General features: G+C 47.0%; 25 protein-coding genes and 1 pseudogene. 6 read left to right on the top strand and 20 right to left on the bottom strand.

The features are described 5' to 3' along the window. Positions 1-338: 338 nt before the first annotated feature. The 7 genes and pseudogenes from M3202_RS21115 to M3202_RS21085 all read right to left on the bottom strand — a co-directional run bounded on the left by M3202_RS21115 (position 339) and on the right by M3202_RS21085 (position 4,703). Positions 339-944: an alpha/beta hydrolase gene (locus M3202_RS21115; RefSeq protein WP_251225197.1), complete on the bottom strand. Its 606-nt coding sequence runs from the start codon at positions 942-944 to the stop codon at positions 339-341. A 5-nt stretch (positions 945-949) separates the two neighbouring features. Continuing rightward, positions 950-1,490: pseudogene (locus tag M3202_RS21110) on the bottom strand (VOC family protein). Positions 1,491-1,518: 28 nt separating this feature from the next. Further along, the gene (locus M3202_RS21105; protein WP_251225196.1) at positions 1,519-2,130 is read right to left on the bottom strand and encodes a flavin reductase family protein; all 612 of its coding nucleotides are present in this window, start codon (positions 2,128-2,130) and stop codon (positions 1,519-1,521) included. 5 nt (positions 2,131-2,135) lie between these two features. Next, entirely contained in the window at positions 2,136-3,092 is a 957-nt protein-coding gene (locus M3202_RS21100) for a ring-cleaving dioxygenase (protein ID WP_251225195.1), read from the bottom strand. Between the two features lie 33 nt (positions 3,093-3,125). Further along, positions 3,126-3,746: a nitroreductase family protein gene (locus M3202_RS21095; RefSeq protein ID WP_251225194.1), complete on the bottom strand. Its 621-nt coding sequence runs from the start codon at positions 3,744-3,746 to the stop codon at positions 3,126-3,128. 229 nt (positions 3,747-3,975) lie between these two features. Then, positions 3,976-4,389: a hypothetical protein gene (locus tag M3202_RS21090; protein ID WP_251225193.1), complete on the bottom strand. Its 414-nt coding sequence runs from the start codon at positions 4,387-4,389 to the stop codon at positions 3,976-3,978. Positions 4,390-4,499: 110 nt separating this feature from the next. Continuing rightward, on the bottom strand, positions 4,500-4,703 hold the full coding sequence (locus tag M3202_RS21085) for an XtrA/YqaO family protein (RefSeq protein ID WP_251225192.1): 204 nt from the start codon (positions 4,701-4,703) through the stop codon (positions 4,500-4,502). Between the two features lie 213 nt (positions 4,704-4,916). Between M3202_RS21085 and M3202_RS21080 the strand changes: the two genes are divergently transcribed. Next, the gene (locus M3202_RS21080) at positions 4,917-5,267 is read left to right on the top strand and encodes a helix-turn-helix domain-containing protein (RefSeq protein WP_251225191.1); all 351 of its coding nucleotides are present in this window, start codon (positions 4,917-4,919) and stop codon (positions 5,265-5,267) included. 156 nt (positions 5,268-5,423) lie between these two features. Continuing rightward, positions 5,424-5,930, top strand: coding sequence for an ImmA/IrrE family metallo-endopeptidase (locus tag M3202_RS21075; RefSeq protein ID WP_251225190.1), 507 nt, complete (start codon positions 5,424-5,426; stop codon positions 5,928-5,930). 29 nt (positions 5,931-5,959) lie between these two features. Here the strand turns inward: M3202_RS21075 and M3202_RS21070 are convergent, their stop codons facing one another. From M3202_RS21070 to M3202_RS21030, 9 genes are all read right to left on the bottom strand, one after another. After that, positions 5,960-6,928 carry a beta-ketoacyl-ACP synthase III gene (locus M3202_RS21070; RefSeq protein ID WP_251225189.1) on the bottom strand — a complete coding sequence of 323 codons (969 nt, stop codon included), beginning with the start codon at positions 6,926-6,928 and terminating at the stop codon, positions 5,960-5,962. 22 nt (positions 6,929-6,950) lie between these two features. Beyond that, positions 6,951-7,502 (bottom strand): NADPH-dependent FMN reductase, encoded by a 552-nt coding sequence (locus M3202_RS21065; RefSeq protein WP_349775641.1) that lies wholly within the window; start codon positions 7,500-7,502, stop codon positions 6,951-6,953. Then, on the bottom strand, positions 7,499-9,043 hold the full coding sequence (locus tag M3202_RS21060; RefSeq protein ID WP_251225188.1) for a nitrilase-related carbon-nitrogen hydrolase: 1,545 nt from the start codon (positions 9,041-9,043) through the stop codon (positions 7,499-7,501). The genes M3202_RS21065 and M3202_RS21060 overlap by 4 nt, the downstream gene beginning before the upstream one ends. Then, positions 9,040-10,002: an AIR synthase related protein gene (locus M3202_RS21055; RefSeq protein WP_251225187.1), complete on the bottom strand. Its 963-nt coding sequence runs from the start codon at positions 10,000-10,002 to the stop codon at positions 9,040-9,042. The genes M3202_RS21060 and M3202_RS21055 overlap by 4 nt, the downstream gene beginning before the upstream one ends. A gap of 91 nt (positions 10,003-10,093) precedes the next feature. Continuing rightward, positions 10,094-11,017 carry a methylenetetrahydrofolate reductase gene (locus M3202_RS21050; protein WP_251225186.1) on the bottom strand — a complete coding sequence of 308 codons (924 nt, stop codon included), beginning with the start codon at positions 11,015-11,017 and terminating at the stop codon, positions 10,094-10,096. Positions 11,018-11,036: 19 nt separating this feature from the next. Beyond that, positions 11,037-11,549: an MSMEG_0572/Sll0783 family nitrogen starvation response protein gene (locus tag M3202_RS21045; RefSeq protein WP_251225185.1), complete on the bottom strand. Its 513-nt coding sequence runs from the start codon at positions 11,547-11,549 to the stop codon at positions 11,037-11,039. Positions 11,550-11,609: 60 nt separating this feature from the next. Next, the gene (locus tag M3202_RS21040; protein WP_251225184.1) at positions 11,610-12,509 is read right to left on the bottom strand and encodes an amidohydrolase family protein; all 900 of its coding nucleotides are present in this window, start codon (positions 12,507-12,509) and stop codon (positions 11,610-11,612) included. Further along, entirely contained in the window at positions 12,487-12,957 is a 471-nt protein-coding gene (locus M3202_RS21035; protein WP_251225183.1) for an MSMEG_0567/Sll0786 family nitrogen starvation N-acetyltransferase, read from the bottom strand. The genes M3202_RS21040 and M3202_RS21035 overlap by 23 nt, the downstream gene beginning before the upstream one ends. Position 12,958: 1 nt before the next feature. Then, a complete protein-coding gene (locus M3202_RS21030) occupies positions 12,959-14,098 on the bottom strand; it encodes an MSMEG_0568 family radical SAM protein (RefSeq protein WP_251225182.1) in 1,140 nt (379 codons plus the stop codon). Positions 14,099-14,392: 294 nt separating this feature from the next. Here M3202_RS21030 and pdxR point away from each other — a divergent pair, with 294 nt between their 5' ends. Together pdxR and M3202_RS22755 are read left to right on the top strand one after the other, a co-directional pair. Continuing rightward, entirely contained in the window at positions 14,393-15,841 is a 1,449-nt protein-coding gene (gene pdxR, locus M3202_RS21025) for a MocR-like pyridoxine biosynthesis transcription factor PdxR (RefSeq protein ID WP_251225181.1), read from the top strand. 115 nt (positions 15,842-15,956) lie between these two features. Next, the gene (locus M3202_RS22755; protein WP_354572822.1) at positions 15,957-16,037 is read left to right on the top strand and encodes a putative holin-like toxin; all 81 of its coding nucleotides are present in this window, start codon (positions 15,957-15,959) and stop codon (positions 16,035-16,037) included. A gap of 289 nt (positions 16,038-16,326) precedes the next feature. Here the strand turns inward: M3202_RS22755 and M3202_RS21020 are convergent, their stop codons facing one another. The 3 genes from M3202_RS21020 to M3202_RS21010 are packed head-to-tail and all read right to left on the bottom strand — an operon-like array spanning position 16,327 to position 17,813. After that, on the bottom strand, positions 16,327-16,821 hold the full coding sequence (locus M3202_RS21020) for a GNAT family N-acetyltransferase (protein ID WP_251225198.1): 495 nt from the start codon (positions 16,819-16,821) through the stop codon (positions 16,327-16,329). Positions 16,822-16,856: 35 nt separating this feature from the next. Further along, positions 16,857-17,564: an alpha/beta fold hydrolase gene (locus M3202_RS21015; protein WP_251225180.1), complete on the bottom strand. Its 708-nt coding sequence runs from the start codon at positions 17,562-17,564 to the stop codon at positions 16,857-16,859. Positions 17,565-17,612: 48 nt separating this feature from the next. Then, positions 17,613-17,813 carry a hypothetical protein gene (locus tag M3202_RS21010; RefSeq protein WP_251225179.1) on the bottom strand — a complete coding sequence of 67 codons (201 nt, stop codon included), beginning with the start codon at positions 17,811-17,813 and terminating at the stop codon, positions 17,613-17,615. 226 nt (positions 17,814-18,039) lie between these two features. Between M3202_RS21010 and M3202_RS21005 the strand changes: the two genes are divergently transcribed. Both M3202_RS21005 and M3202_RS21000 read left to right on the top strand, forming a co-directional pair. After that, positions 18,040-18,537, top strand: coding sequence for a spore coat protein (locus M3202_RS21005; RefSeq protein ID WP_251225178.1), 498 nt, complete (start codon positions 18,040-18,042; stop codon positions 18,535-18,537). 280 nt (positions 18,538-18,817) lie between these two features. After that, the gene (locus tag M3202_RS21000; RefSeq protein ID WP_251225177.1) at positions 18,818-19,591 is read left to right on the top strand and encodes a hypothetical protein; all 774 of its coding nucleotides are present in this window, start codon (positions 18,818-18,820) and stop codon (positions 19,589-19,591) included. Positions 19,592-19,970: 379 nt separating this feature from the next. Here the strand turns inward: M3202_RS21000 and M3202_RS20995 are convergent, their stop codons facing one another. Next, complete coding sequence (locus tag M3202_RS20995) at positions 19,971-20,831, bottom strand: manganese catalase (protein ID WP_251225176.1); 861 nt, start codon at positions 20,829-20,831, stop codon at positions 19,971-19,973. Positions 20,832-20,964: the final 133 nt, after the last annotated feature.

The following is a 20,964-nucleotide window of genomic DNA, read 5'->3' as shown; positions in this document are numbered from 1 at the left end:
GAGTCCTCCTTGGTTACTAATTTAAGGGTCCATTTTTGCTTCGAAGCTTTGGACACCTCGTATAATACCAAGAGGGCTCTTTTTTGTTCAATCCTCAAATTTCTTCATTACAGGAATGCTCCTTTTACTATCTCAAAGTGTAATGGAATTCGACAGCGTTCACGACAGCTTTTCGTGCCAAATGACAGGCAATTGGCGCCATCTCCTGCTGGAATAAAAGTAACTAGAAAAAGGGTGACTCGTACTTTTTCAGCAGCTTTCAGAGAAAAGCGGGGTTGACAAACATAAAGGCTGGGCCAAAAGGTAGAAAAAACAACCTTTCGCCCAGCCCTAGCTCCCTACGATAATTGCTGATACCACTGAGCGGCGGCTTCCACTTCAGCGGCGGTTAATTGATGACCGCGATCCTCCCAATGAAGCTTGACCGACGCATTGGCTTTCTCCAACAATGCCTGCAGTTCAGTCGATTCTTCCGACGCACAAATCGGATCATTTGTCCCGGCGGCGATGAAGATCGACGTTCCGCTCAAGTCGGGCAGCTCGATTCCTCTTCGCGGCACCATCGGATGGTGAAGGATCGCCGCTTTCAACGCATTTTGATAGTGAAACAGTAAGCTCGCGGCGATATTCGCTCCGTTCGAGTACCCGATCGCGATCACATTTTGCCGGTCAAAGCGATACTGCTCCGCTGAATCATCAAGAAATTGCTTTAGCTCCGCCGTACGGAAAATCAAATCTTCCTCATCAAAAACGCCCTCTGCCAATCTGCGAAAAAAACGCGGCATGCCGTTTTCCAGCACATTCCCCCGTACGCTTAGCACAGACGCATCCTCATCAACCATTCCGGCTAGCGGCAGCAAATCCTTTTCAGTTCCACCTGTTCCGTGCAGCAAAAGCAGTGTCGGCTTTGACGGATCTTTTCCTTTTTGAAAAATATGTTTCATCCTGTTTAGCTCCCTTCCCATTTCCGAATCGTAAGCGGAGGTAATCTTTGTTCCAGTTCTTCTCGTTTTTCTTCCAGTCATGCAGGCAGCATCAGCCTCTCACCAAGCTTATCCATTTGCTCATCAACAGCAAAACCGGGATAGTCAGTGGCGATTTCGAACAAAATGCCACCATCCTCATGAAAATAAAGGGATGTAAAATAAGTGCGGTCATGAACCTCCGTCGGATGATAGCCTCTGTCGTCAAGTAGCGTCCGCCAGTCATTCAGCGCATCTTCATCCCGCGCGCGCCAGGCAAGATGATGAATCGTGCCGGCGCCCATCAGTCCACGCACTTCAGGCGTCAGCTTGATGGAAAAAATGTGAGAAGGCTGCCGGGATCTCCTGTCTCATTTCCAAAATAAGATGATAGCCGTCCGGCCGGGCATAATTGACCGTCTTCTTCACAAGCCTTACTCCAACTATCCCCGCATAAAAGGTGACCGTCCGCTGTGCATCGTTGACCATTGCTGATATGTGATGAAGTCCCGCCATTTCTAGCATCATACCCACTCCCGCTCCATTCAGACGACGATTATTGCGGTCGTTTCAGCGAAAACATCTCGCCAATCTTCGCATAATCATGCCCGGCCAAGCGGCTAACAGCGCCCAAGCCGTGCGGATCAATTCGGCCGTTTTCATAAATTTCTTCCGCTATATGAAAGTGGACAACCTTGCCGATGATGAAGTCACAGCCTGTCGTCCCCGCCTCTCCTTCAAGCTCCAGCCGATGTTCCAGCACACACTCCAGCCTCATTTTTGCTTCTTTCACGCCCGGAACGGCAAGCTTTACGCTATTTACCGGTGTCAGCTTTGCCAGCTCAATTTCACTTTGATCGGACGGCAGACTTACCGCTGTTTGATTTACTTGCCCAACATTTTGCTGATCAACAAGATGGACGACAAATTCACCAACAGCTTCTATGTTTCTTGCTGTATCCTTCTGCTTCCCTGCCATCCGCTGAATCGACAATGAAATCCGCGGCGGGCTTGATGAGACAACATTAAAGAAACTGAACGGCGCCCCATTGACCGTCCCCTTCGGCGATCGTGTCGTCACAAAGGCGATCGGCCGCGGAACAACACCGCCTGTTAACAGCTTATAATTGTCTTTCTCACTATTTCCTGCTGGATCAATTGAAAGCAAGACGATCAGTCCTTTCGAAAAATGAAATCTACCTGCCTCACGTTAAATGGTAGCACAGTTTGTTCGATTTTCTCCCGGTCGGGCTCATACTGGGCAGGCAGCATTAATTTCTCGCCCATCGTCTCGAAAGACTCGTCATGGGCAAAGCCCGGCGGATCAGTGGCCATTTCAAATAAAATGCCGCCATACTCCTTGAAATAAATCGCGTTGAAATAATGTCGGTCCCGCACCGGCGTGACCCGATATCCGGCGCGTTCCAGCTGCTTCTTCCACTCATACTGATCCTCGTCATTAACGGCCCGCCAGGCAATATGGTGGACCATCCCTACTCCGATTTGTCCCACAGGGGCGACGCTCTTTCTCAGATCAATGATATTGCCAATTTCAGCAGTTGAGCGGAAACGAATGAATTCTCCCTCTTCAGCTGCTTTTTCCAGTCCCATCTCACACTCAAGCAATTCGGCTGTCCGCTCCGGCTGCTTCGACAATAACGTCGCTCCGGCAAAGCCTTTAATCGCGACCTCCGGAGTGACGTCGCCAAACTGCCACGTATTGCTCGCACCTCCTTCTCTTTCCACTAATTCTAATTGAAGTCCATGCGGGTCTTCAAACTGTAAATACAGTTCGCCAAAGCGTACCACTTTAGAAAAAGCAATGTTGAACGCCTCAAGTCGCTTTTCCCAAAATGCGAGCGCGCCCTGCGGCACGGCAAACGCCGTGACACCAACCTGTCCCGCGCCAATTTTTCCTCGACGGGCATTCGGCCACGGAAAAAAGGTCATAATCGTTCCCGGATTCCCACCTTCATCGCCAAAGTACAAATGATACGTCGCCGGATCATCGAAGTTCACTGTTTTCTTTACTAAACGCAGCGCTAACACGCCCGCATAAAAATCAACATTTTCTTGTGGATGGCCGACAATCGCCGTGATGTGATGAATCCCTTTTGTTTTTTTCGGCATACCTGCTCACTCCAATTTCAATTTATGATTTTGCTATATGTAACTCACGAATTCACTGACCGGCTTACGGTAGCCGCGGGGTCTGCGGCTTTCTGTTTTTTCTTTTCCTATTGTAACCAGCATGACTACCTCGTATTGATCGTCAATGTTCAGTACGTCTTTCACTTGCTCGGGGTCAAAACCAATCATCGGACATGTATCCCAGCCTTTTTCCTTCGCCGCCAGCATGAACAGCATTGCGGATAACGAGGCATTGCGGATCGCTTCATCCCGCAAGAACGATGTACCTCTCGTTTCATAAAACGAAACTGTATCCTGAACCATATGCTCATATTCCTGCTTACTGACAATGCCTAGCAGCTTCAAGCCTTCATAAATTTCCGACGCCTGACGGAACGCCTGCTTATCACCAAGAACAGCAATCACAGCAGAGGAACTGATCACTTTATGTTGCCCATACGCCGCCTGTTGCAGCCTCTCTTTCGTCGTCGGATCAATCACGGCGACATAATTTGTATGCTGAAGATTAAACGCGGAAGGTGCCAGCTTCACTCCATCAAAAATCGCGTCCAATTCCTGCCTTTTAATCGGATGCCCCGGCAAAAAATTACCCGCAGAACGTCTTTCCTTGACTAACTGAAGAAAATCTGTCATTTTTCCCCTCATCCTTTCATCTGCCTCATCTGCAATTTACAACAAATTAATATATTATCAATTCGAGATATATAGCTTTAAAAATGCTTTTTAGTTGGAATGCTCTAAACTCCTCTTTATCTCGAATTCGAGATAAGTATATAACAGATAGATTTCTACTGTCAACTTTTTTATTCCTCTAAAGGGGGATTGCTCAGGGGCGAGGGCTAAACACCCTTTGCCCCTGTCCTTAACGGTTAAGCAAGCTCTCAATCAATAAATAGATGACCCCTCCGCTCCTTAAGAGAATGCCAATCAGCTTTAAGGTCTGCTGTTGGGAGAATCGTTTATGCTCACGCTCGCTCAGGTCATTTTTTACTAGGTCATACAGCAACCGTTGAGGAAGCTCCTGCCGAGTACTGCTTTCCTTGACCCTTGCTACCTCCTGCTTCAACTCCCTGTTTAATCGCTTCTGCTCCTGTCTGTCTTGTTCAAGGAACCTCAGGCGAGATTCATGAACACGGATGACCTTTTTCAGCTTCTCTCTTTCTTTTTTCTCCAGCGAGGTTGGCGTCCTGCCTCGCAGCAGCAACGGACAAACCTGCCGATCCAAAAGCCAAAGACAGCTGCGGCAATACTCAATGGATCGTTTCTGCTTCTTCATCATTACTCCTCCTTTTAAAAATAAAAGAGGACACCATGTGATGAATGCTTCACCACATGATGTCCTCCAGTGTACTGGTAGAACAAATGATAGAAATAAATCTGCTTTATTTAAAAGTCTTCCCCTTCATCAAACTTGACTCTTTTCACCTTGCCTTGATAGGTTACAACCTTCGTTTCCCCGTGATCCGGAAGCACGGTCATCCGCGCGCGTCCCTCTGAAACGACAATTACGAACGGCTTGTCCTGCTCCTCAACATTGATCAGCAGCTGGCCGCCAGACAATGAATCCGTTTCAACCGGTTTCAGCCTCATTTTCTTCCCTCCCATGCTTATTTTCACTGAAATTAACCTGGTGTTAACAATAAGTATAGTTAACGCCCAGTTAACTGTCAATCAGAAATTTCCTGTAATGCTAAACGAATCCCTTTTCCTCCTGAAAATTATCCTTTTCCCTGATTCCCTTTACGTTAACAGTAAGTTAATTTATAATAAGAATGAGATTATTGAGTGAGAGGAAGAATCCAGATGATTCCGCAGAGGTTAAAAGCATTGCGTAAAAGCAAACAGCTGACCCAAGAGCAATTAGGAAAGGAAATCAACGTCACAAAAGTATCTGTGTCCGGCTACGAAAATGGCAACAGAACTCCCGACACGGCGACCTTGCAGCGAATTGCCGACTTTTTTGCAGTCTCGGTCGATTACTTGCTTGGCCGCACCGACAAGCCGACAAGTATTCTGACTCCGGCCTCAAGCCAGGAAAATTTATTTTTTTTGGACGAGGAGAGCATTACACCAGAAGAAGCTGAAGAGCTGAAAAAGCATCTCGAATTTTTACGCTATAAGGCAAAAGAAGTGAATAGAGAAGAAATGGAATAAGCGTTTACCTACAGAGAGCGTGTGACAAATGAGTCTTAGCCTAAAGGCTAGTAAGCCAGAACGCAGCCACTCTTTTTCTATGAGTAGCTGCCCGTTCTCTTTTTTTATTTACAACGCGAACATATGTTTGTATAATTGGCACAAGAGGTGACGTTGATGAACTACTATCCAACGCCGTTAGAAAGCTGGATCTCCAAGCTCTATCTCTCGCTTGGTGTTAATGAACCGGCTGATATTGAGGTGAAAAGGCTGGCCCGCTTTTTCCGTGTCTTTCTTTACTATAAAGAGGTAAAAACGATGTCCTATGAATTAGGCCGGTTTCGCTCGATTACGATCGATTCCCGTCTGTCCGCTCCGGAGCAGCATGAGGCGTTTTTTCATGAGCTATGCCATCTGATTCGCCATGCCGGCTGGCAGGCGGGGATGATGCCGGCAGCCTTCCAGGAGCTGCAGGAATTTGATTCTCGCAATTTCACCCGCTATGCGGCGATTCCTTATCATATGCTGCCGGCATTTGATCTGCGTGATCCTGATATTATCGTCAATCTCGCTGACACGTTTCGCGTAACCCGAAAGCTGGCACAGGATCGGCTGGAGCGGATCAGCTACAGCTCAGTTGCAAGAATTAGAGAGAGGGGCCCGGAGTTTGACTATCTTGACTAGCACAGCTTTCTCCAAACGATTGAGTACCTTTAGAATTCCACAATCGCCGCCCCCCAGATGAGTCCTGCACCGAACGACAGCATTGCCAGCCTGTCTCCGCGTTTGATCCGGCCGTCTTTCACCGCGGTATCAAGCGCAATCGGAATCGTCGCGGAGCAGCTGTTGCCGTAGCGGCTTACTGTGTTAATCACTTTTTCCATCGGGATGGCGGCCTGGCGGGCGACAGCTTCCATAATCCTCAAGTTAGCCTGGTGCGGGATAACCCAGTCGATTTCCTCCTTGCTTAGTCCAGTGGTAGTAAGGCTTTCAATCAGCGCGCTGCTCATCGATTTCACTGCTAATTTAAAAATTTTCTGCCCGTCCATCACCATTTTATTTTTATGCTCTGCTGAAGCTGGCCGCCTGCTTCCTCCGCCGGGAACATATAAAGATTGAAAGTGTCGGCCGTCTGAATGAAGAACGGTCGCCACGATCCCTTGCCGCTCCTCCGCTCTCGAAAGAACGACCGCCCCCGCCCCGTCGCCAAACAGAATCGCGGTTGATTTATCGGTATAGTCGGTAAGCCTTGTCAGCGTATCGGCGCCGATCACGAGCACATGCTTATGCGCGCCGGTTTTAATATATTGCTCTGCGATTTGCAGCGCCGAAAGAAAACCGACGCATGTGTTATGAAGATCGAGCGCCGGAATCGGTCTGCAGCCGAGACGATGTTGAAGTTGACAGGAGAGAGGAGGCAGGATGTGATCGGGCGTTTCCGTCGCTGCCAAAATCAAATCAATCTCCTCAGGTAAAAGTGAGGCATCTTGAAGTGCCCGCAAAGCAGCGGCGTAGGCGAAGTCAGATGTCGCTTCATCCTCTGCGGCCACCCTTCGTTCTTCAATTCCGGTACGGCTCACGATCCACTCTTCTTCCACGTCGAGCATCTCCGCCAGCTGACGACTGGAGAGCTTTCCTTCAGGTACACAGGAGCCAACACCGCTTATTTTTGCCGGATACATGACGCGCCCCCTCCTTCTCTGCTTATTTAACCTGAGCTTTGCGTAACGCTTTTGTCATCTGCACAAGCTGGGTACCTAATCCCTCGATTCTGTCCTGGACATCCTTGTCGATCACCTCATTATGCTCATTAAAATGATCGCGATGAGCATACACGAATTCCGGTGCGACATAGCCTTTAAAATAGCTGATAATCGGCTTCATCTGGTTTTCAACGACTAAAAAATGCTGATACGTTCCCCCTGTCGCCGCAAGTCCAACGACTTTTTCGCGCAGGGCGGTAACAGGCAATAAATCAAATAAATTTTTTAACACTCCTGTTAAGGAAGCTTGAAAAATCGGCGTGGCGATCAAGCAGCTGTCGGCAGACTCGACCGTTTTAATGACATGCTGTGTATCGGCGTTATAATGCGCAACGGGGCGCCCGTCACAAAACTCAAGTTCGTATTGACGCAAATCAATCAGCTCAATCTCAATTGTCGGATCAGCTGCTTTCGTCGCTTTCAATATTTGTTCAACGAGGACGGCTGGTTTTGCTCCGATCACCGTTCCTGAAATCCCTACTATTTTCATCATACACCGGCTTTCTCTGTAATTTTTGTTACTAAGCGCTCATATAAATGTGGTTTTAATCGTCTTAAAAAGGGCCGCCCGCCCGCTTTTCTGAGCTTTTCCACCGTAAAGGTTTCCGTCATTGTTTTCATATCCCCCGAGCTTTGCTCAACCTGACTGTGCAAAAACAGGACAGTTTCTTTTAAGCCAGGAGGCGTGCTGACAGCGAGGATACTATCATTTTCATAGGCCCATATTTTATACATCCAGCTTTCTGCCTGACTTTTCCCACCTGCCGACAGCGCAATCAGATCCGCTCCCTGCTTCGCGAGCACGCGGTATGATTCCGGCAAATCGCCATCGTGATCCGTTAACAGCCCGACTCTGGCGAACGGCAGCTCAACAGTTTGAAAAGCTCCCTTCACCCTTTGCACCGGTTTCTCTGGATGAACCTCGTCGTACGAAGCGACCACGCCTTGCGGGCCAAATAAATAGCATGTTTTTCTGTCTGTCTTGATTGTCACGACAAGATAAAGCTCGTAACAAGCTGTTATTTCCGCGAAAGCCGCAATGGTCGACGAACGATCTTCAGCCTGCACTTCCGAGACGACGACTAACCGGTGCTTCGATGTGAACGCGTTAGACTGTATGTGCCTATGCAGGTGCGCCTGAATCGCGCCGCCATCCGTCAGCCTGACTGTCATGACATCAAACGCCTCTTTAACGGCCACTGCTCTTGTTTCCCCTTCCTTCCACAAGTATGGATGGAGCAGAAGATCGTGGTATGCTCCGACCTCCCTCTTCTGCAAGTACGTCTCTCTCCGGCTTCTGTCCACTTGCCACTTGCCATACACGATGCCATCCCCCGCTACGAGCTGATCAAGCACCTCTCCCAGCGGACTGATAATTGCCGTTCCCCCGGTAAATTGCGCTCCTTTTTCTGTTCCCCAGCGGTTCGACGCCAGCCATAGCACACCATTTTCCTTTGCACGCAAGCGCCATGTTTTACTTGGCGGTTTATTGCCCGCTCCTACCCAATTCGTCGGAAAGGCAACGATATCGGCTCCCTTTAACGCGGTAAGCCGTGCCGGTTCAAAATACATCGCATCCATGCAGATCAGCATCGCGATATTGCCAATTGGCGTCGGGAAAACAGGGATATCTTCATTGCCTTCACGGGCCCACTTTGGATCGGCCGCAAACAGATGCGTTTTCCGATAGCGACCGATGACTCCGTCAGGACCAATTAAAACAGCTGTATTATAATAACAATCTGTCTCCTCATCCTTTTCCGGCAATCCGATGACGAGATAGCAGTCGTATTGTGCCGTTATCGCTGACAGAATCGTTGTCGTCTCACCCGGCACCGTTTCGGTAAAGGGAGCAATCTCCGCCCGGCTCTCCCAAATATAGCCGCTCGTTGCCATTTCCGGGAACACAATCAGCCGGGCGCCCTGCTCCGCCGCTTGAATGGCGAAGCGGATAATCTCGCTCCTGTTCCGCTCGACTTCGTTCCACCTTGGCTCAAACTGGACTGCCGCCACTTTTATTATTCTGTCATTCATTTCGTTTCCACCACCAAATTGTTCTCTCTGAAATCCCAGAAAACCGAGCTTTCTTCGTCTGCTGTGACGATCACATATGCTTCATTTGTCAGCTTGCCAACGACGTTTGCCTGAATCCCTTCCCATTCAAACGCCCGGATAACCTCGCTCTCTTTCGATGGGTCAACCGCCAATACAAATCCATAACCAGGGTACATTTGCAGCCATCTTTCCCACTCAATCCCGGGAGGCTTCGGAATCTTGCCGAGATTGACTTCCGCCCCGCACCGCCCGTTTTCAGCAAGCATCACGATCGTTCCGAGAACACCCGCGTTGCTGATATCCCTTGCAGCATGCGCCAGACCGGAACTGGCCAAAGCCGGTAAAACATTGAATTTCCGCTGCAGTTCCTCAGCTGACAAAAAGCTTGTGCTGTTCCATTGAAGGTAGTCTTTGTACGGCTTTCCGACAAGATCGAGCGCGACGATTAAGGAGTGCCCTGCTTGCCCTTTTGTCGCATCAAGCACTTTATCCGCTCTGCCGATAATGGCTGTCGCCACCCCCTCTGTTTCATAAGGGAAAAAATGCCCGCCGACCATCGGAACAGCCAGTTTCCGGCACCCCTCGGCCATCCCTTCGGCAATTAAAGAAGAAAGCTGCTCATCCGGCGCGCTCAGCATATTGACAAGCGCGAGCGGCTTCCCACCCATCGCGTATATGTCACTTGCGCTGACAAGGACCGCGCAAAAACCGGCCCAATACGGCTCCTGCTTGACTAAGGCTGGAATAATGCCGTCACAGGAAAATAGCAGATAGTCTTCCCCCACTTTCATAATCGCTGCATCATCGCCAATCGGCGCTTCCGTATGACCAAAGTTCCAAACATGCTCAAACGCTTGGAGCGGCGCTGAAATTGCTTTTTTCCGTTCCAATGCCTGAGAGCGCTTCAGCCGTTTCATTAATGAGTGAAACCCTTCCATCGCACGCCTCCCATTTCTTGACTAAAACGAGCTTAGGGGCTGGGCAAAAGGGGGAAATAACCTTTTGCCCGACCGAACGAAGCACGCTCCGTTAAACGCCGATTACCGTTTTCTTCAATGGCGCCAGATTCGCTTTCGCGACAATCTTGCCGACACTGTCATCATTGCCGCCGATCGGCCGAATATGGACGCCTTTCATCCCTTCAATCGTTTGCAGTTTTTCAATAATATCTGTGGCGATTTGGAGGGCTTCCTCTTCGGTATCATTTTCTGAAAGCCTGTTCGTAACCCATTCCGGAATCACGATGCCCGGTATTTGCAATGCTTTCTCGACATGATCCAAATTTTTCAGCGGCAAAATACTGGCCATGATCGAAATACGTTCATGCAGGCCGCGGCGACGGGCTTCCGCCATCCACTCTTCAATTAAATCAATATCGAAAACGAGCTGGGTGCGGACAAAGTTAGCCCCGGCCTCGACCTTAGCTTCAAGACTGTCAATCAATTCCTTAATTGGCTTGCCGGCAATATTCTCGACAATCCCAATCGTCATTTGCGGCGGCTCCTCCATCATCGTGCCGTCAAACAGCTTTCCTTCCTTAATAAACCTGCTCACATATTTGACCAGTTCCATCGTCCGCAGATCATATACTTCTTTCGCTTCCGGTTCTGTTCCGACACGGGCCGGGTAGCCGCCGAGAATCGTAATATTTCGAATACTTAACGCCGCAAGTCCTAATAAATCACTTTGAATGCCCATCCGGTTGCGATCCCGTAAATTAATCTGCACAATCGGATTTATCCCGATCTGCCTGAGAAAAAAAGCACAGACGGTTGGCGACATTCTAGCGACGGCCAGCAGGTTGTCACTTATATCAACCGCATCGACCAAGCCGCGATAGCCCGCAGCCTGTTCAATTATCGGATATGGATTCCAGTCACGTGGCGGAACGAGTTCCGACGTCACCGTAAAATGGTTGCTTGGATCAACATCATTGCCAAGATAGATAGACATCTGTTTCTCTCCTCGTTTTTTAGATTTGGAACGTGCTTAAAATAAACGCCCCGCTGTTATGGTACTCAATCAAACAATCTTGAAGATCCAACGGGTGACAAGGAATCGTTCCTTCAATTAAATCCTCCTCACGCATGCCGTGCAGGCCGAGTCCAAAGCGGCAGACGTACACTTTCCCGCCTTCCTTAATGAACTTTTCAATCCCTTCATTCATATTCAGTTCTCCGCCAAACGCCGCTTTTCCCGTCGTCGGAAACCCTCTCGTTGCCATCGCGTTAATCGCCCCAGTGCCGTAAAAATAAATGGCTGCATCGAAGCCTTTTCTTTGGGCGCGAATCGCCTGGAGAACCGCGACATAAGAGAGCGACGATTCATGGGCAATCCCGTGTACAAGAGCAAGAAACTTGTCTCCTTCATTCGCCTTGTAATCCGGGAAAACTTTCGTCTCGCCATACAGCTTGCTGCCGGCAGGAAGAGAAGGATGCGCGATTTCATTCATTGATTTGATTTCATTTTCCGTAAAGTTAGCCATTGTAAACCCTCCAAAAAATTTATTTTTTATCGTGAAAAGAGCATCTGCTCTTCAGCACCCTTAATGAAAATACTGCTCCTCGGCATTGAGCCAAAAAACGCGCTCTTTGATTTCATCGGAGACAGCCACTCCTTGAATTTTCCAAAACTCGCTTTCAAAGTCACTCCACGGCTCATCGCAGCCAAACAAAAACCGGTCGACGCCGATGCCTGTTTTGTCGATTTCCTGCAGAAGCCGGCGCGGGCCAAAGCCGATCGCCCAGCTAGAATCGACATAGATTTGATAGCCGCCTTCCATTAATTCCTGCCAATGGGTGATTAAACGGATATGACCGCTCGTTCCTCCACCCATATGAACGAGATGGATTTTGTTTTCTTTTCCGTATCGTTTAATCAGCTCAAAGTATTCGGTAATATCTGAGCTGCCGCCGGATCCGGTATGAAAATGAATCGGAAAATTCCGTTCGCGCGCCTCTGCAAAGATTCTTTCATGAAGCACGGTCGTTTCCTGATCCCACTTTTTCGGATTTGGAGTTCCGCCAAGTAAGTAGCTCATTTTCAGCGCGCGTATGCCCGGTTCATCCAGCAGTGTAAAAGCTTCCTCGTTTCGCTGCTTGTTTTGCGAAAGACCGGAAACCCATAAGGCTCCCGCCACCCTGCCCCCTCCTTCCTTAGCCATTTTTACGACAAGCTGATTATGGGAAAATGGCTGCTCCTGCTTCGGCACGCCGTAATTCGGCATCACGAGGCTCTTTTCAATTCCTTTGCAATCCATAAACGCAAGCAATTCTTCTGTCGTCTGTGGTGCACGATCCATTGGTGAAATCGGCTCTGCCGCTTCATAGAATGGCCAAGGCTCGAGGTAACCGACATGGCTGTGAACACTGCTTACTTTCCGGCCGAAGTTGACTTTATTCATCGGCTTCTTCCCACCCGCTTCAGGTTGCTTTTGCCTGTTCATATAACTTCATCTCCATTGTTTGATGGGGGACACCGTACATCAGCAGTCCTTCTCCACAGGGCACCCACCCTAATTTACTGAATAATCTGATATTTTCTTTTTGAACGGTAGCAAGAAAGCGCGCTGCCTTCTGTTTCGTCACCTCGTCAACAGCGGCGCGAATCAGATAAACACCGACCCCCTTTATCCGAAACTGCTCTTCGACCGCCAGCCTTCCCCCCCACCAAATTCCGCTTTTCTCCGGGTCCTCGTAACAGCGGACGGTCCCTGCCAGCCGATCGGCTTTTTTCGACCAGGCATTAATGAAAATGGCTTTCTCATCGTGCTCATCTTGATCCGATTGGGGAAACAGCTTTTGTTCCTTTACGAACACATCATTCCGTAAGCGAAGGGCTTCGCGAATTTCCTCAGCTGTTTCTGCTACTTTAATCTCATAATTTTTTCGCATATCAGTTCGCTCCCGATGCCAGCTTTTCAAAGAATGGCAGGGCTGAGCAGGCTCCGCATTTCGCACAGCCGGCCGAACTTTTCGCGGAAGATAGCTTTTCCTGAGCGAGAATCTGTGACACGCGCTGATACATCTCATTCATCACTTCACTTGTCGGTGGATTTGCGTCGGCGAGCATTGTCCCACTCAGTGGTCGGAGTGGGACAACGAATGGATAAACGCCAAGCTTCGCTGCTTTCGCGCAGCCTGCGACAGTTGTTTCCATATCCTCTCCGAGACCGATGATGACATAGGTGCTCACTTGATTTCTGCCGAAGACAGCGACTGCTTTTTCAAATGCCTGAAAATAAGTCTCAAGTGAAATACTCGATTTCGACGGCATCATTTCCTTCCGCACCGTCTCATCAAACGATTCAACGTGGAGGCCGATTGTATCAGCCCCTGCCTTCTTTAACATTTGATAGAAACGGTCATCTTCCGGAGGCTCGCATTGCACTTGGATCGGCAGCTCGCTTACTTTTCTAATTTCCTTTACACATTCCGTTAAATACAGTGCTCCACGATCAACCTCATTTGGTGTTCCGGTTGTCAATGTAATATGTTTGATTCCATCTAACTGCTCAGCTGCTTGAACGACCTCGGCCAGCTGTTTTGGCTGTTTGCGGGCAATCGTATTCCCACTTTCCAATGAATGACCAATCGCACAAAACTTACATCTGTTTTCCGGTGACCAGCGGATACAGCTTTGAATGACCGTGCTCGCCAGCACATCGGCTCCATGTAAAACAGCGATCTTATTGTAGGGTATCCCGTCTTCTGTTTGCAGATCGTAGAACTTCGGCCGCTTCACTTCCTGCAAAAAAGCGGCGACAGGTGAAGGCATTCCTTCATTTTTCAGTGCATAACCTGAATCGTTTTTTTCCAATGAATACGGTGAATACTTGGCAGGTTCATTGAGCGTCGGCAGCATCACCGCTTGACCATTTAACAAAAATGCCTTGTCATCTGTCGGACCGGCTCCCCCTCTTCTGCCACTCAGCTCCACACCATTTGTCCGGATTCCCCGATTATGCAAATCAACAAGAAGCGCTTCTAATGATGCTTGTGCCGGTGTATGTTTGACCTCCTTGCTTCCACTCATTGATTTTCCCTCCTATTTGTTTGTGTCAGATTTTCTTCCGTCTTTCATCCTTTCAGATCGTTTTTTTTATAGACTTAGCGTAACCCCTCTTTACAACTCGAATAGTACACCTGTTTATTTGGAATGTAACCGACCACTCACCGGGAATTTTTTCAACCACCCATTACACCGCATTGTATAAATTGCAAAAAACGCTTTCGTATCAACGGTTTGCCAAACTATCAATGAACAGCAAAAACCATGTTAGATATCCTGACATATTTTCTGTTTTGTTCCAAAAAGGAGGAATGTTCAATGGAGTGGAAGCCGGACAAAAGCAATGAATTTCCGCTATATAAACAGATTTCTAACTTCTTTGAAGCGCGGATTTTAAATGGAGAACTTCCTCCGGGGAGTAAACTTCCATCAGAACGAAATCTCGCTAAATCGTTCCAGGTGAATCGGAGTACGGTGAACTCCGCACTTGAAGAATTGAAGGCTATGGGATTAATTGAAACGCTCGTCGGAGCAGGAACGGTCGTCAGTGACCATTTAACGAGGGAGCAGGGACGCCTTCCTAACTGGAGTCAATATATAAACGAAGGCTTTTATCAACCGAATAATCCGGTTAATCAAATGATTAATCAGCTGATTCAGACGGATAAAGACATGATCAATTTCGGAATTGGCGAATTAAACAAAGACCTGCTGCCAGTTGACGTGTTAACTCATATTCATCGTCAGATCACGTTTGATAATGACCTCGGCTATCAGCATATCCAGGGCAATATTAAGCTGAGGGAAACCATTTCATCCCACCTGAAAGATTATCGCAACATCGAGGCATCCGCTTCATCGATCATTGTCACATCAGGAGCCCAGCAGGCGATTCATCTGATTATTCAATGCCTTTTAAGCCCGGGGGATTCCGTTGCGATTGAAGATCCATCTTACGCCTATTCTTTACCAATCTTTCATTCTGAAGGATTGAAAACTTATTTTTTACCGGTTTATGAGGACGGGGTTGATCCGGAGGAAGTCCTCAGCCTATACCAGAAACACCGGATTAAGATGATCTTTTTAAATCCGATTCATCAAAATCCGACCGGGCACACGCTGAGCATTGAAAAACGGCAACGGATGATGGAAATTTGCAGTAAATACGGGATTGCGATTGTAGAGGATGATCCGTACAGCTTAACCGGCTATCAGGATAACAATCTTCCTCCCCTAAAATCACTCGATTCGCACGGTCTTGTGTTATACATTAGTTCTTTATCAAAAGTGCTTTCATCCGGACTTCGAGTCGGCTGGATCGCCGGTCCGCAGCCCGTTATTCAGCGCATCGCCGATCTTAAGCAGCAAATCGACTTTGGTCATCCTAACTTTTCACAATTGTACGCCACCGAATTGTTGCGTTCCTCTCAGCTCGATGACCATCTGATCTCATTAAGAAACCGTCTAAAAGTGCGAAGGGACGTAACCGCAAAGGCGCTCACGGAACTGCTTCCTGATGAGATTTCTTTTAGCCTGCCGGATGGCGGGATTCATTTATGGTGTAAGCTTACAAATCAGAAGATAGATTCTCACTTGCTATTTAAACATGCCATTAAGCAAGGGGTTGTCTTTGCACCGGGCAAAACATTAGGCTCAGAAAAACATTACATGCGCTTCACCTTCAGCCGACCCGATTCAGACTTAATCAAAAAAGGGATTGAACGGCTGGAGCAGGCCTTGCGGAAATATCTTAAAAGCCGGTCATAGCATTGGAAATGTTCGCCAAAAAAGGGGGACTTCGTGGTATACTATTTCTTGTACAATAGGATAGGCTCTCTCAAGGGCGGTCTGGCTCATCCCCTGCCGAAAGGGGGTGAGGCCAATGACAGTATACGAAGCACTTACATTGATGATTGCTTTTGGCGTTCTCGTCGCCATACTGTCGCAAGATAAACAGAAATAGACCTCCCTTGAGCCTCGGAAACTTACGGGATGGTCTATTTCATCAGATTATGGAGCCAGCCGCTCTTTATGGAGCAACTGTTGTACACGACCGGAAGTGTTCGCGCACTTTCGGTCTTTTTTAGCTTTCTCTTAATTACCGCCATTATAACATATTCCACCAATTTCCCAAAGTCATTTATCACCCTTTACTAAGATATTCCTGTACAAGGGCGCACCCCGGATTATGTATCGTAGTATACGAAAGCCTCGAGGCTGCGGGTTCAACGTTACCACTTTCTTCCTTCCTTTCAGGAAAACTCCAAGTGGTAAAACAATTTATCGACAGGCAGCACTGGAAATTTTTCAGGCAAATCATCAGGAGAAACACGTGTAAAGCCATTTTTTTCATAAAAACGATGTGCTGCTAAAAACTGGGGCGTTGTCCCAAGATAAATTGCCTTGATTTGCCGTTCTTTCGCCCATGCGATGGCCGTAGCCAATAACAAGCTTGCCGTCTTATATGTTGAGCCTCTGAATTCTTTTGCGACAAACATTTTCCTTAACGCAACCTGCTTGTTCCCTATATCTAAAAGACTGATTGTGCCGACTACCTTTCCGCCATACATTGCAACCCAAAAGTTTCCATCCTCTGTTTGATAAAACTCTTCAACCTGAAACAAATCAGGCTGGTCATCTTTTGTTATCGCAATTTTGTATTCTTCTTGTTGAATGTGCACAATTAATTGTACGACTTCAGCTTGGTTTTTGCTGGAGTATGGCTTAATGATCAGGCTATTATTCATTGTTCCCACCACCATTTTTCTTTCATTCTTTAAAGTTAGGATCGTTGTTTTGACTGTAAGAAGGCAATGACCGTTTCATCGGTGACAGCTGACGATGCCCCCAGCCAAATTAAGTGACCCCATGATTCAAGTATACAAAGCTTTGAGCCAGGAATCTGTTCTTGCGCGTAGTGAGCGTGATCCAAAGGGACAGAACGATCATGCTTACTGTGCATCATGAGAGTCGGGCAAGTAATTGCACGCAAATCATCACTCGTAATCGCGTTCACCTGAGCTAAATCGAGAAGGAAACCAAAGCCTGAGCGTTCCGTTTTAGGATGAAATAATGCCCGCGGCACCTTGTATTCTTTATCTGACGGCTTCAGCCATTCCTTCGTAACAGCCGATTGCAGGGTAAGCGTACTAATGCGCTCTGGATAATTCGCAGCTAACCAGATCCCGCTCGGACCTCCGGCGGAAATCGCCAGTACATGGACGTTCTTCAGTTTTAAGTGATCCAATAATTTTACATAATACTCACATGCCTTGGCAAGATCTTTCCCCGCTTCTTTTGAAGTTCTCCCATATCCCGGTCTTGACGGAGTGATGACAGTAAAGCCGTTCTCAACTAAAGCCTGATAGCCAAATTCCTCGTTGCAATTTGAATGCCCGCCATGCATCACAAGAACCGGCTCCCCTTCACCAATCAGTGAATACTCAACCGTAATGCCATCAAACGAAACGGCCTCGACTTTTCGTTCCATTCCTCATCCCTCTTTCAAATCTTTATCACTCGTCCACCAAAGCAGCCTTCAATACTTATATTTATCCTCCATGCTTTTATCAATTTCCTTTTGAAGCGGTGATTTGTCAGCCTCTTCTTCAACCCCATATTTTTTCTGTAAAAAGATTCCAAGTCGTGATTCATTTATTCCATTTCTTATCGCGCTTTTCAAAATGAGATAAAAGATAATAAGCAAAACAACTGAAAAAATAAACTCCATAACTTCCATTTGACTTCCTCCCTTGTAAGTTCCAGCATTCTTCACCATATTAAGCTAAAACGAAAAAGAATAGAAGAGAAAATGTTACTGGCGCGCGTTTTCCCTTATTGAACAGGGAGTTTGTTGCTGCTTACCTGATGGCAAACGCGTTACACCGCCCAAAAACCATTAGACAAATTTCCCATTAACAGCAAGTGGAATAGGTTATTCTGAATGTGAAAGGGGAGAAAATATAATGGAAAACAACAGTGCACCAGAACATCTTGCTTGGCACGAAACGTTAGACATGCACGAATTAGTAGCTTCTCAATCAATTGGTTTAATGAAGATAAAAAAGACATATCCCGACATAACAGACCCCGAATTAAAGCAGCTTTACAAAGAAGCAATAAACGGACTATCAAATAATGTGGCAGAACTGCTGGAATTCTACCCGCTGGCCCCCCGCTCTCCAGAAGAGGATGACTTTCGCAACGAGCAGATCCCTTTTCATGCAGGCGACTTATTGGCCCTCTTTAAGTCGGGTGTCAGAAATTACTCAATCGCCATAACCGAGACGGCAACCCCGTCCCTTAGAGCCGTTCTAAAAAAACAGTTAATCCAAGGAATCGATACCCACGCGAAAATCTTCACCTATATGTACAAAAACGGCTTTTACCCTGCTTATAATCTCGAACGCCTGCTGCAAAACGATGTAAACCTTGCTTCCAAGGCGTTAAATGAACCATTTTAACTGATCATCTTTCCAAGGGCTTGAGACAAAACTAGCATTGACCAAGGGCTGGACAAAAGATTTTAAAATAACAACCTTTTGTCCCTCCCCCTTTACCAATAAACTAGTCGTACATCGACAATTGTGCTAAAATAGTAACTAATGATTTGTAACAACACTGTAGATCTCCCCTGCTCGGCAACTCTCCTTTAAAGTCCCATCCGTAAAACGTGAATCCCTAAACCTTATGACAAGAAATAGTAGCAGAGATAGGCATATTTCAATAATAAGGAGGACACTTATGAGCGAACAATTGCTCCATCAGATTTTATCCAAACTGGATACTGTTTCAACCGACATTAACGGACTAAAAATAGACGTGACCGAACTAAAAACGGATGTCTCCGGGCTTAAAACGGACGTCGCCGACTTGAAAACCGATGTTTCCGGACTTAAATCAAATGTCGCTGACCTCACTTCCGATGTCTCCGGGCTTAAAACGGACGTTGCCGATCTGAAAACCGATGTTTCCGGACTTAAATCAAATGTCGCCGACCTGACCACCGATGTCTCCGGGCTTAAAACGGACGTCGCCGACTTGAAAACCGATGTCTCCGGACTTAAATCAAATGTCGCTGACCTCACTTCCGATGTCTCCGGGCTTAAAACGGACGTCGCCGACCTGAAAACAGATGTTTCCGGACTTAAATCAAATGTCGCTGATCTCACTTCCGATGTCTCCGGACTTAAAACAGACGTCGCCGATCTGAAAACCGATTTCGCCCGGATGGATTCAAATATGGTCGGTCTTACTTCTGATGTCTCTGGACTTAAAACAGATGTCACCGATCTGAAAACCGACGTCTCCGACTTAAAAGTGGATTCAACTGAAATAAAAGAAGTTGTCTTCCGCCTTGAACAAAAACAGGAGATTATTTATCTCCATACAGGAAAACTATCCGAATATCATTCCAGTATCATATTCCGTCTAACGAATATTGAAGATCGGCTTGCCTTCCAGACTCATAAAATAACAGAGACAGAACTTGAGCTATTCAAATTGAAAAAAGAGTAAAAATGTTTTTAGGGGCTGTTTATTTCCTAGCTCAAACTAGTACAAGGGTAAGCCAAAGTGCGGTGCCAGTCGGAGAGCATTGGTACTTCGTTTAGACTAAAGGTTAAAGATTGCTTTATTTTCCTTAAGTTAGTTGTGAACAGCATCCTTATGTATATAGGAGCTCATATACTGGATTTCTGAAAAACGGCGTTGTAGTAGCAGATAAAAATCGGCCATTCATATTGAAGCGCCTTTCAACATTGAGAGAGGCAATTCTTTACGCATGGCCGAACGGGACTTCAACTCTCTTTATCATTTCTGCTATCTTTTATGTTCTTGTCGCCCAGGAATGATAAAAGAAAGAGGATGAACATTCATTTTCTTACTAGCAGGAGAACTAATATAAATGAGGAGGAATTTGTCTGTCTCTTCCTGCTACCACAGCTGGTGGTGTATCGAAAATATAATCAGGAGCAGGATTTAATGTAGGTTTCTCAGCAAAAGGGACAGGGTTTTCTACGTAATTAAATGTGCCTAGACCATCCATGCTTGGACCGGAAGCCCAACGCCCTTCAGCACTTTCATTTCCTTGTGAGAGATTAAATAATGTATACGACACTTCTTGTTTTTCAAGCTCTTTCGGGAATGTGCTTGGAACGACAACGTTCTCTTTCTCTTCCAGCTCACAAATCGCGGCGATCCATTGATTTTGGTGCATTGTGTCTCTCGCAATCAGCCACGAAAGCATATCTTTTACCCCACGGTCATTTGTAGCGGCATACAATCTCGCGACTTGAAGTCTTCCTTGTGATTCAGCATTCAAATTGGCTCTGAAGTCAGCTAGTAAATTTCCGCTGGCAATGATATAATCTGCTGTCCACCTATTCCCGTTGCTGTCAGCCGGCAATGCCCCTAATCCAGAAACAATCGCATGTTGTGGATTCATTCCTCCAAGGATAGCACCCACAATCGGATCTTGCGCGGCACTCTCTAAGTCCCCTACAGGAGCTCCGTCTAACAAACGGGCAATCATTGTCGCCAACATTTCAATATGAGCCAACTCTTCTGCCCCGGTATCCATTAACAAATCCTTATATTTACCATTGCCACGGACACTCCACCCTTGAAACATATATTGCAGTGCAACGGAAATTTCTCCAAATTGCCCTCCTAATACTTCCTGTAATTGACGTGCAAATATCGGGTCAGGTCTTTCCGGTTTTGCATGGTACTGTAATTCCTTAACATGATAAAACACTGACACCCCTCCCTCAATAAAGTTTAATTTTCTCGCTAATACTCGTGTATTCTCCAAATTTCACTAACACCAAATAGTAATCTCACCAGTACTACTGGATAGAAGTAGAACGAATTAAAATTTCTTACAGGGG

The organism is Halalkalibacter oceani, from assembly GCF_023715605.1.
Taxonomy (GTDB): Bacteria; Bacillota; Bacilli; order Bacillales; family Bacillaceae_D; genus Halalkalibacter; species Halalkalibacter oceani.
The sequence above is the reverse complement of the archived record's forward strand: the minus strand, read 5'-3'. Positions and strand labels throughout refer to the sequence as shown.

Bases quoted from the DNA above. Each gene is read 5' to 3' on its own strand.
- M3202_RS22755 (WP_354572822.1), top strand. From the start codon at position 15,957: ATGACAGTATACGAAGCACTTACATTGATGATTGCTTTTGGCGTTCTC.
- M3202_RS21060 (WP_251225188.1), bottom strand. From the start codon at position 9,043: ATGAATGACAGAATAATAAAAGTGGCGGCAGTCCAGTTTGAGCCAAGG.
- M3202_RS21085 (WP_251225192.1), bottom strand. From the start codon at position 4,703: ATGAGGCTGAAACCGGTTGAAACGGATTCATTGTCTGGCGGCCAGCTG.
- M3202_RS21080 (WP_251225191.1), top strand. From the start codon at position 4,917: ATGATTCCGCAGAGGTTAAAAGCATTGCGTAAAAGCAAACAGCTGACC.
- pdxR (WP_251225181.1), top strand. From the start codon at position 14,393: ATGGAGTGGAAGCCGGACAAAAGCAATGAATTTCCGCTATATAAACAG.
- M3202_RS21090 (WP_251225193.1), bottom strand. From the start codon at position 4,389: ATGAAGAAGCAGAAACGATCCATTGAGTATTGCCGCAGCTGTCTTTGG.
- M3202_RS21115 (WP_251225197.1), bottom strand. From the start codon at position 944: ATGAAACATATTTTTCAAAAAGGAAAAGATCCGTCAAAGCCGACACTG.
- M3202_RS21035 (WP_251225183.1), bottom strand. From the start codon at position 12,957: ATGCGAAAAAATTATGAGATTAAAGTAGCAGAAACAGCTGAGGAAATT.
- M3202_RS21055 (WP_251225187.1), bottom strand. From the start codon at position 10,002: ATGGAAGGGTTTCACTCATTAATGAAACGGCTGAAGCGCTCTCAGGCA.
- M3202_RS21095 (WP_251225194.1), bottom strand. From the start codon at position 3,746: ATGACAGATTTTCTTCAGTTAGTCAAGGAAAGACGTTCTGCGGGTAAT.
- M3202_RS21065 (WP_349775641.1), bottom strand. From the start codon at position 7,502: ATGATGAAAATAGTAGGGATTTCAGGAACGGTGATCGGAGCAAAACCA.
- M3202_RS21070 (WP_251225189.1), bottom strand. From the start codon at position 6,928: ATGTATCCGGCAAAAATAAGCGGTGTTGGCTCCTGTGTACCTGAAGGA.
- M3202_RS21000 (WP_251225177.1), top strand. From the start codon at position 18,818: ATGAGCGAACAATTGCTCCATCAGATTTTATCCAAACTGGATACTGTT.
- M3202_RS21030 (WP_251225182.1), bottom strand. From the start codon at position 14,098: ATGAGTGGAAGCAAGGAGGTCAAACATACACCGGCACAAGCATCATTA.
- M3202_RS21050 (WP_251225186.1), bottom strand. From the start codon at position 11,017: ATGTCTATCTATCTTGGCAATGATGTTGATCCAAGCAACCATTTTACG.
- M3202_RS21015 (WP_251225180.1), bottom strand. From the start codon at position 17,564: ATGGAACGAAAAGTCGAGGCCGTTTCGTTTGATGGCATTACGGTTGAG.
- M3202_RS21100 (WP_251225195.1), bottom strand. From the start codon at position 3,092: ATGCCGAAAAAAACAAAAGGGATTCATCACATCACGGCGATTGTCGGC.
- M3202_RS21040 (WP_251225184.1), bottom strand. From the start codon at position 12,509: ATGAACAGGCAAAAGCAACCTGAAGCGGGTGGGAAGAAGCCGATGAAT.
- M3202_RS21010 (WP_251225179.1), bottom strand. From the start codon at position 17,813: ATGGAAGTTATGGAGTTTATTTTTTCAGTTGTTTTGCTTATTATCTTT.
- M3202_RS21020 (WP_251225198.1), bottom strand. From the start codon at position 16,821: ATGAATAATAGCCTGATCATTAAGCCATACTCCAGCAAAAACCAAGCT.
- M3202_RS21075 (WP_251225190.1), top strand. From the start codon at position 5,424: ATGAACTACTATCCAACGCCGTTAGAAAGCTGGATCTCCAAGCTCTAT.
- M3202_RS21045 (WP_251225185.1), bottom strand. From the start codon at position 11,549: ATGGCTAACTTTACGGAAAATGAAATCAAATCAATGAATGAAATCGCG.
- M3202_RS21005 (WP_251225178.1), top strand. From the start codon at position 18,040: ATGGAAAACAACAGTGCACCAGAACATCTTGCTTGGCACGAAACGTTA.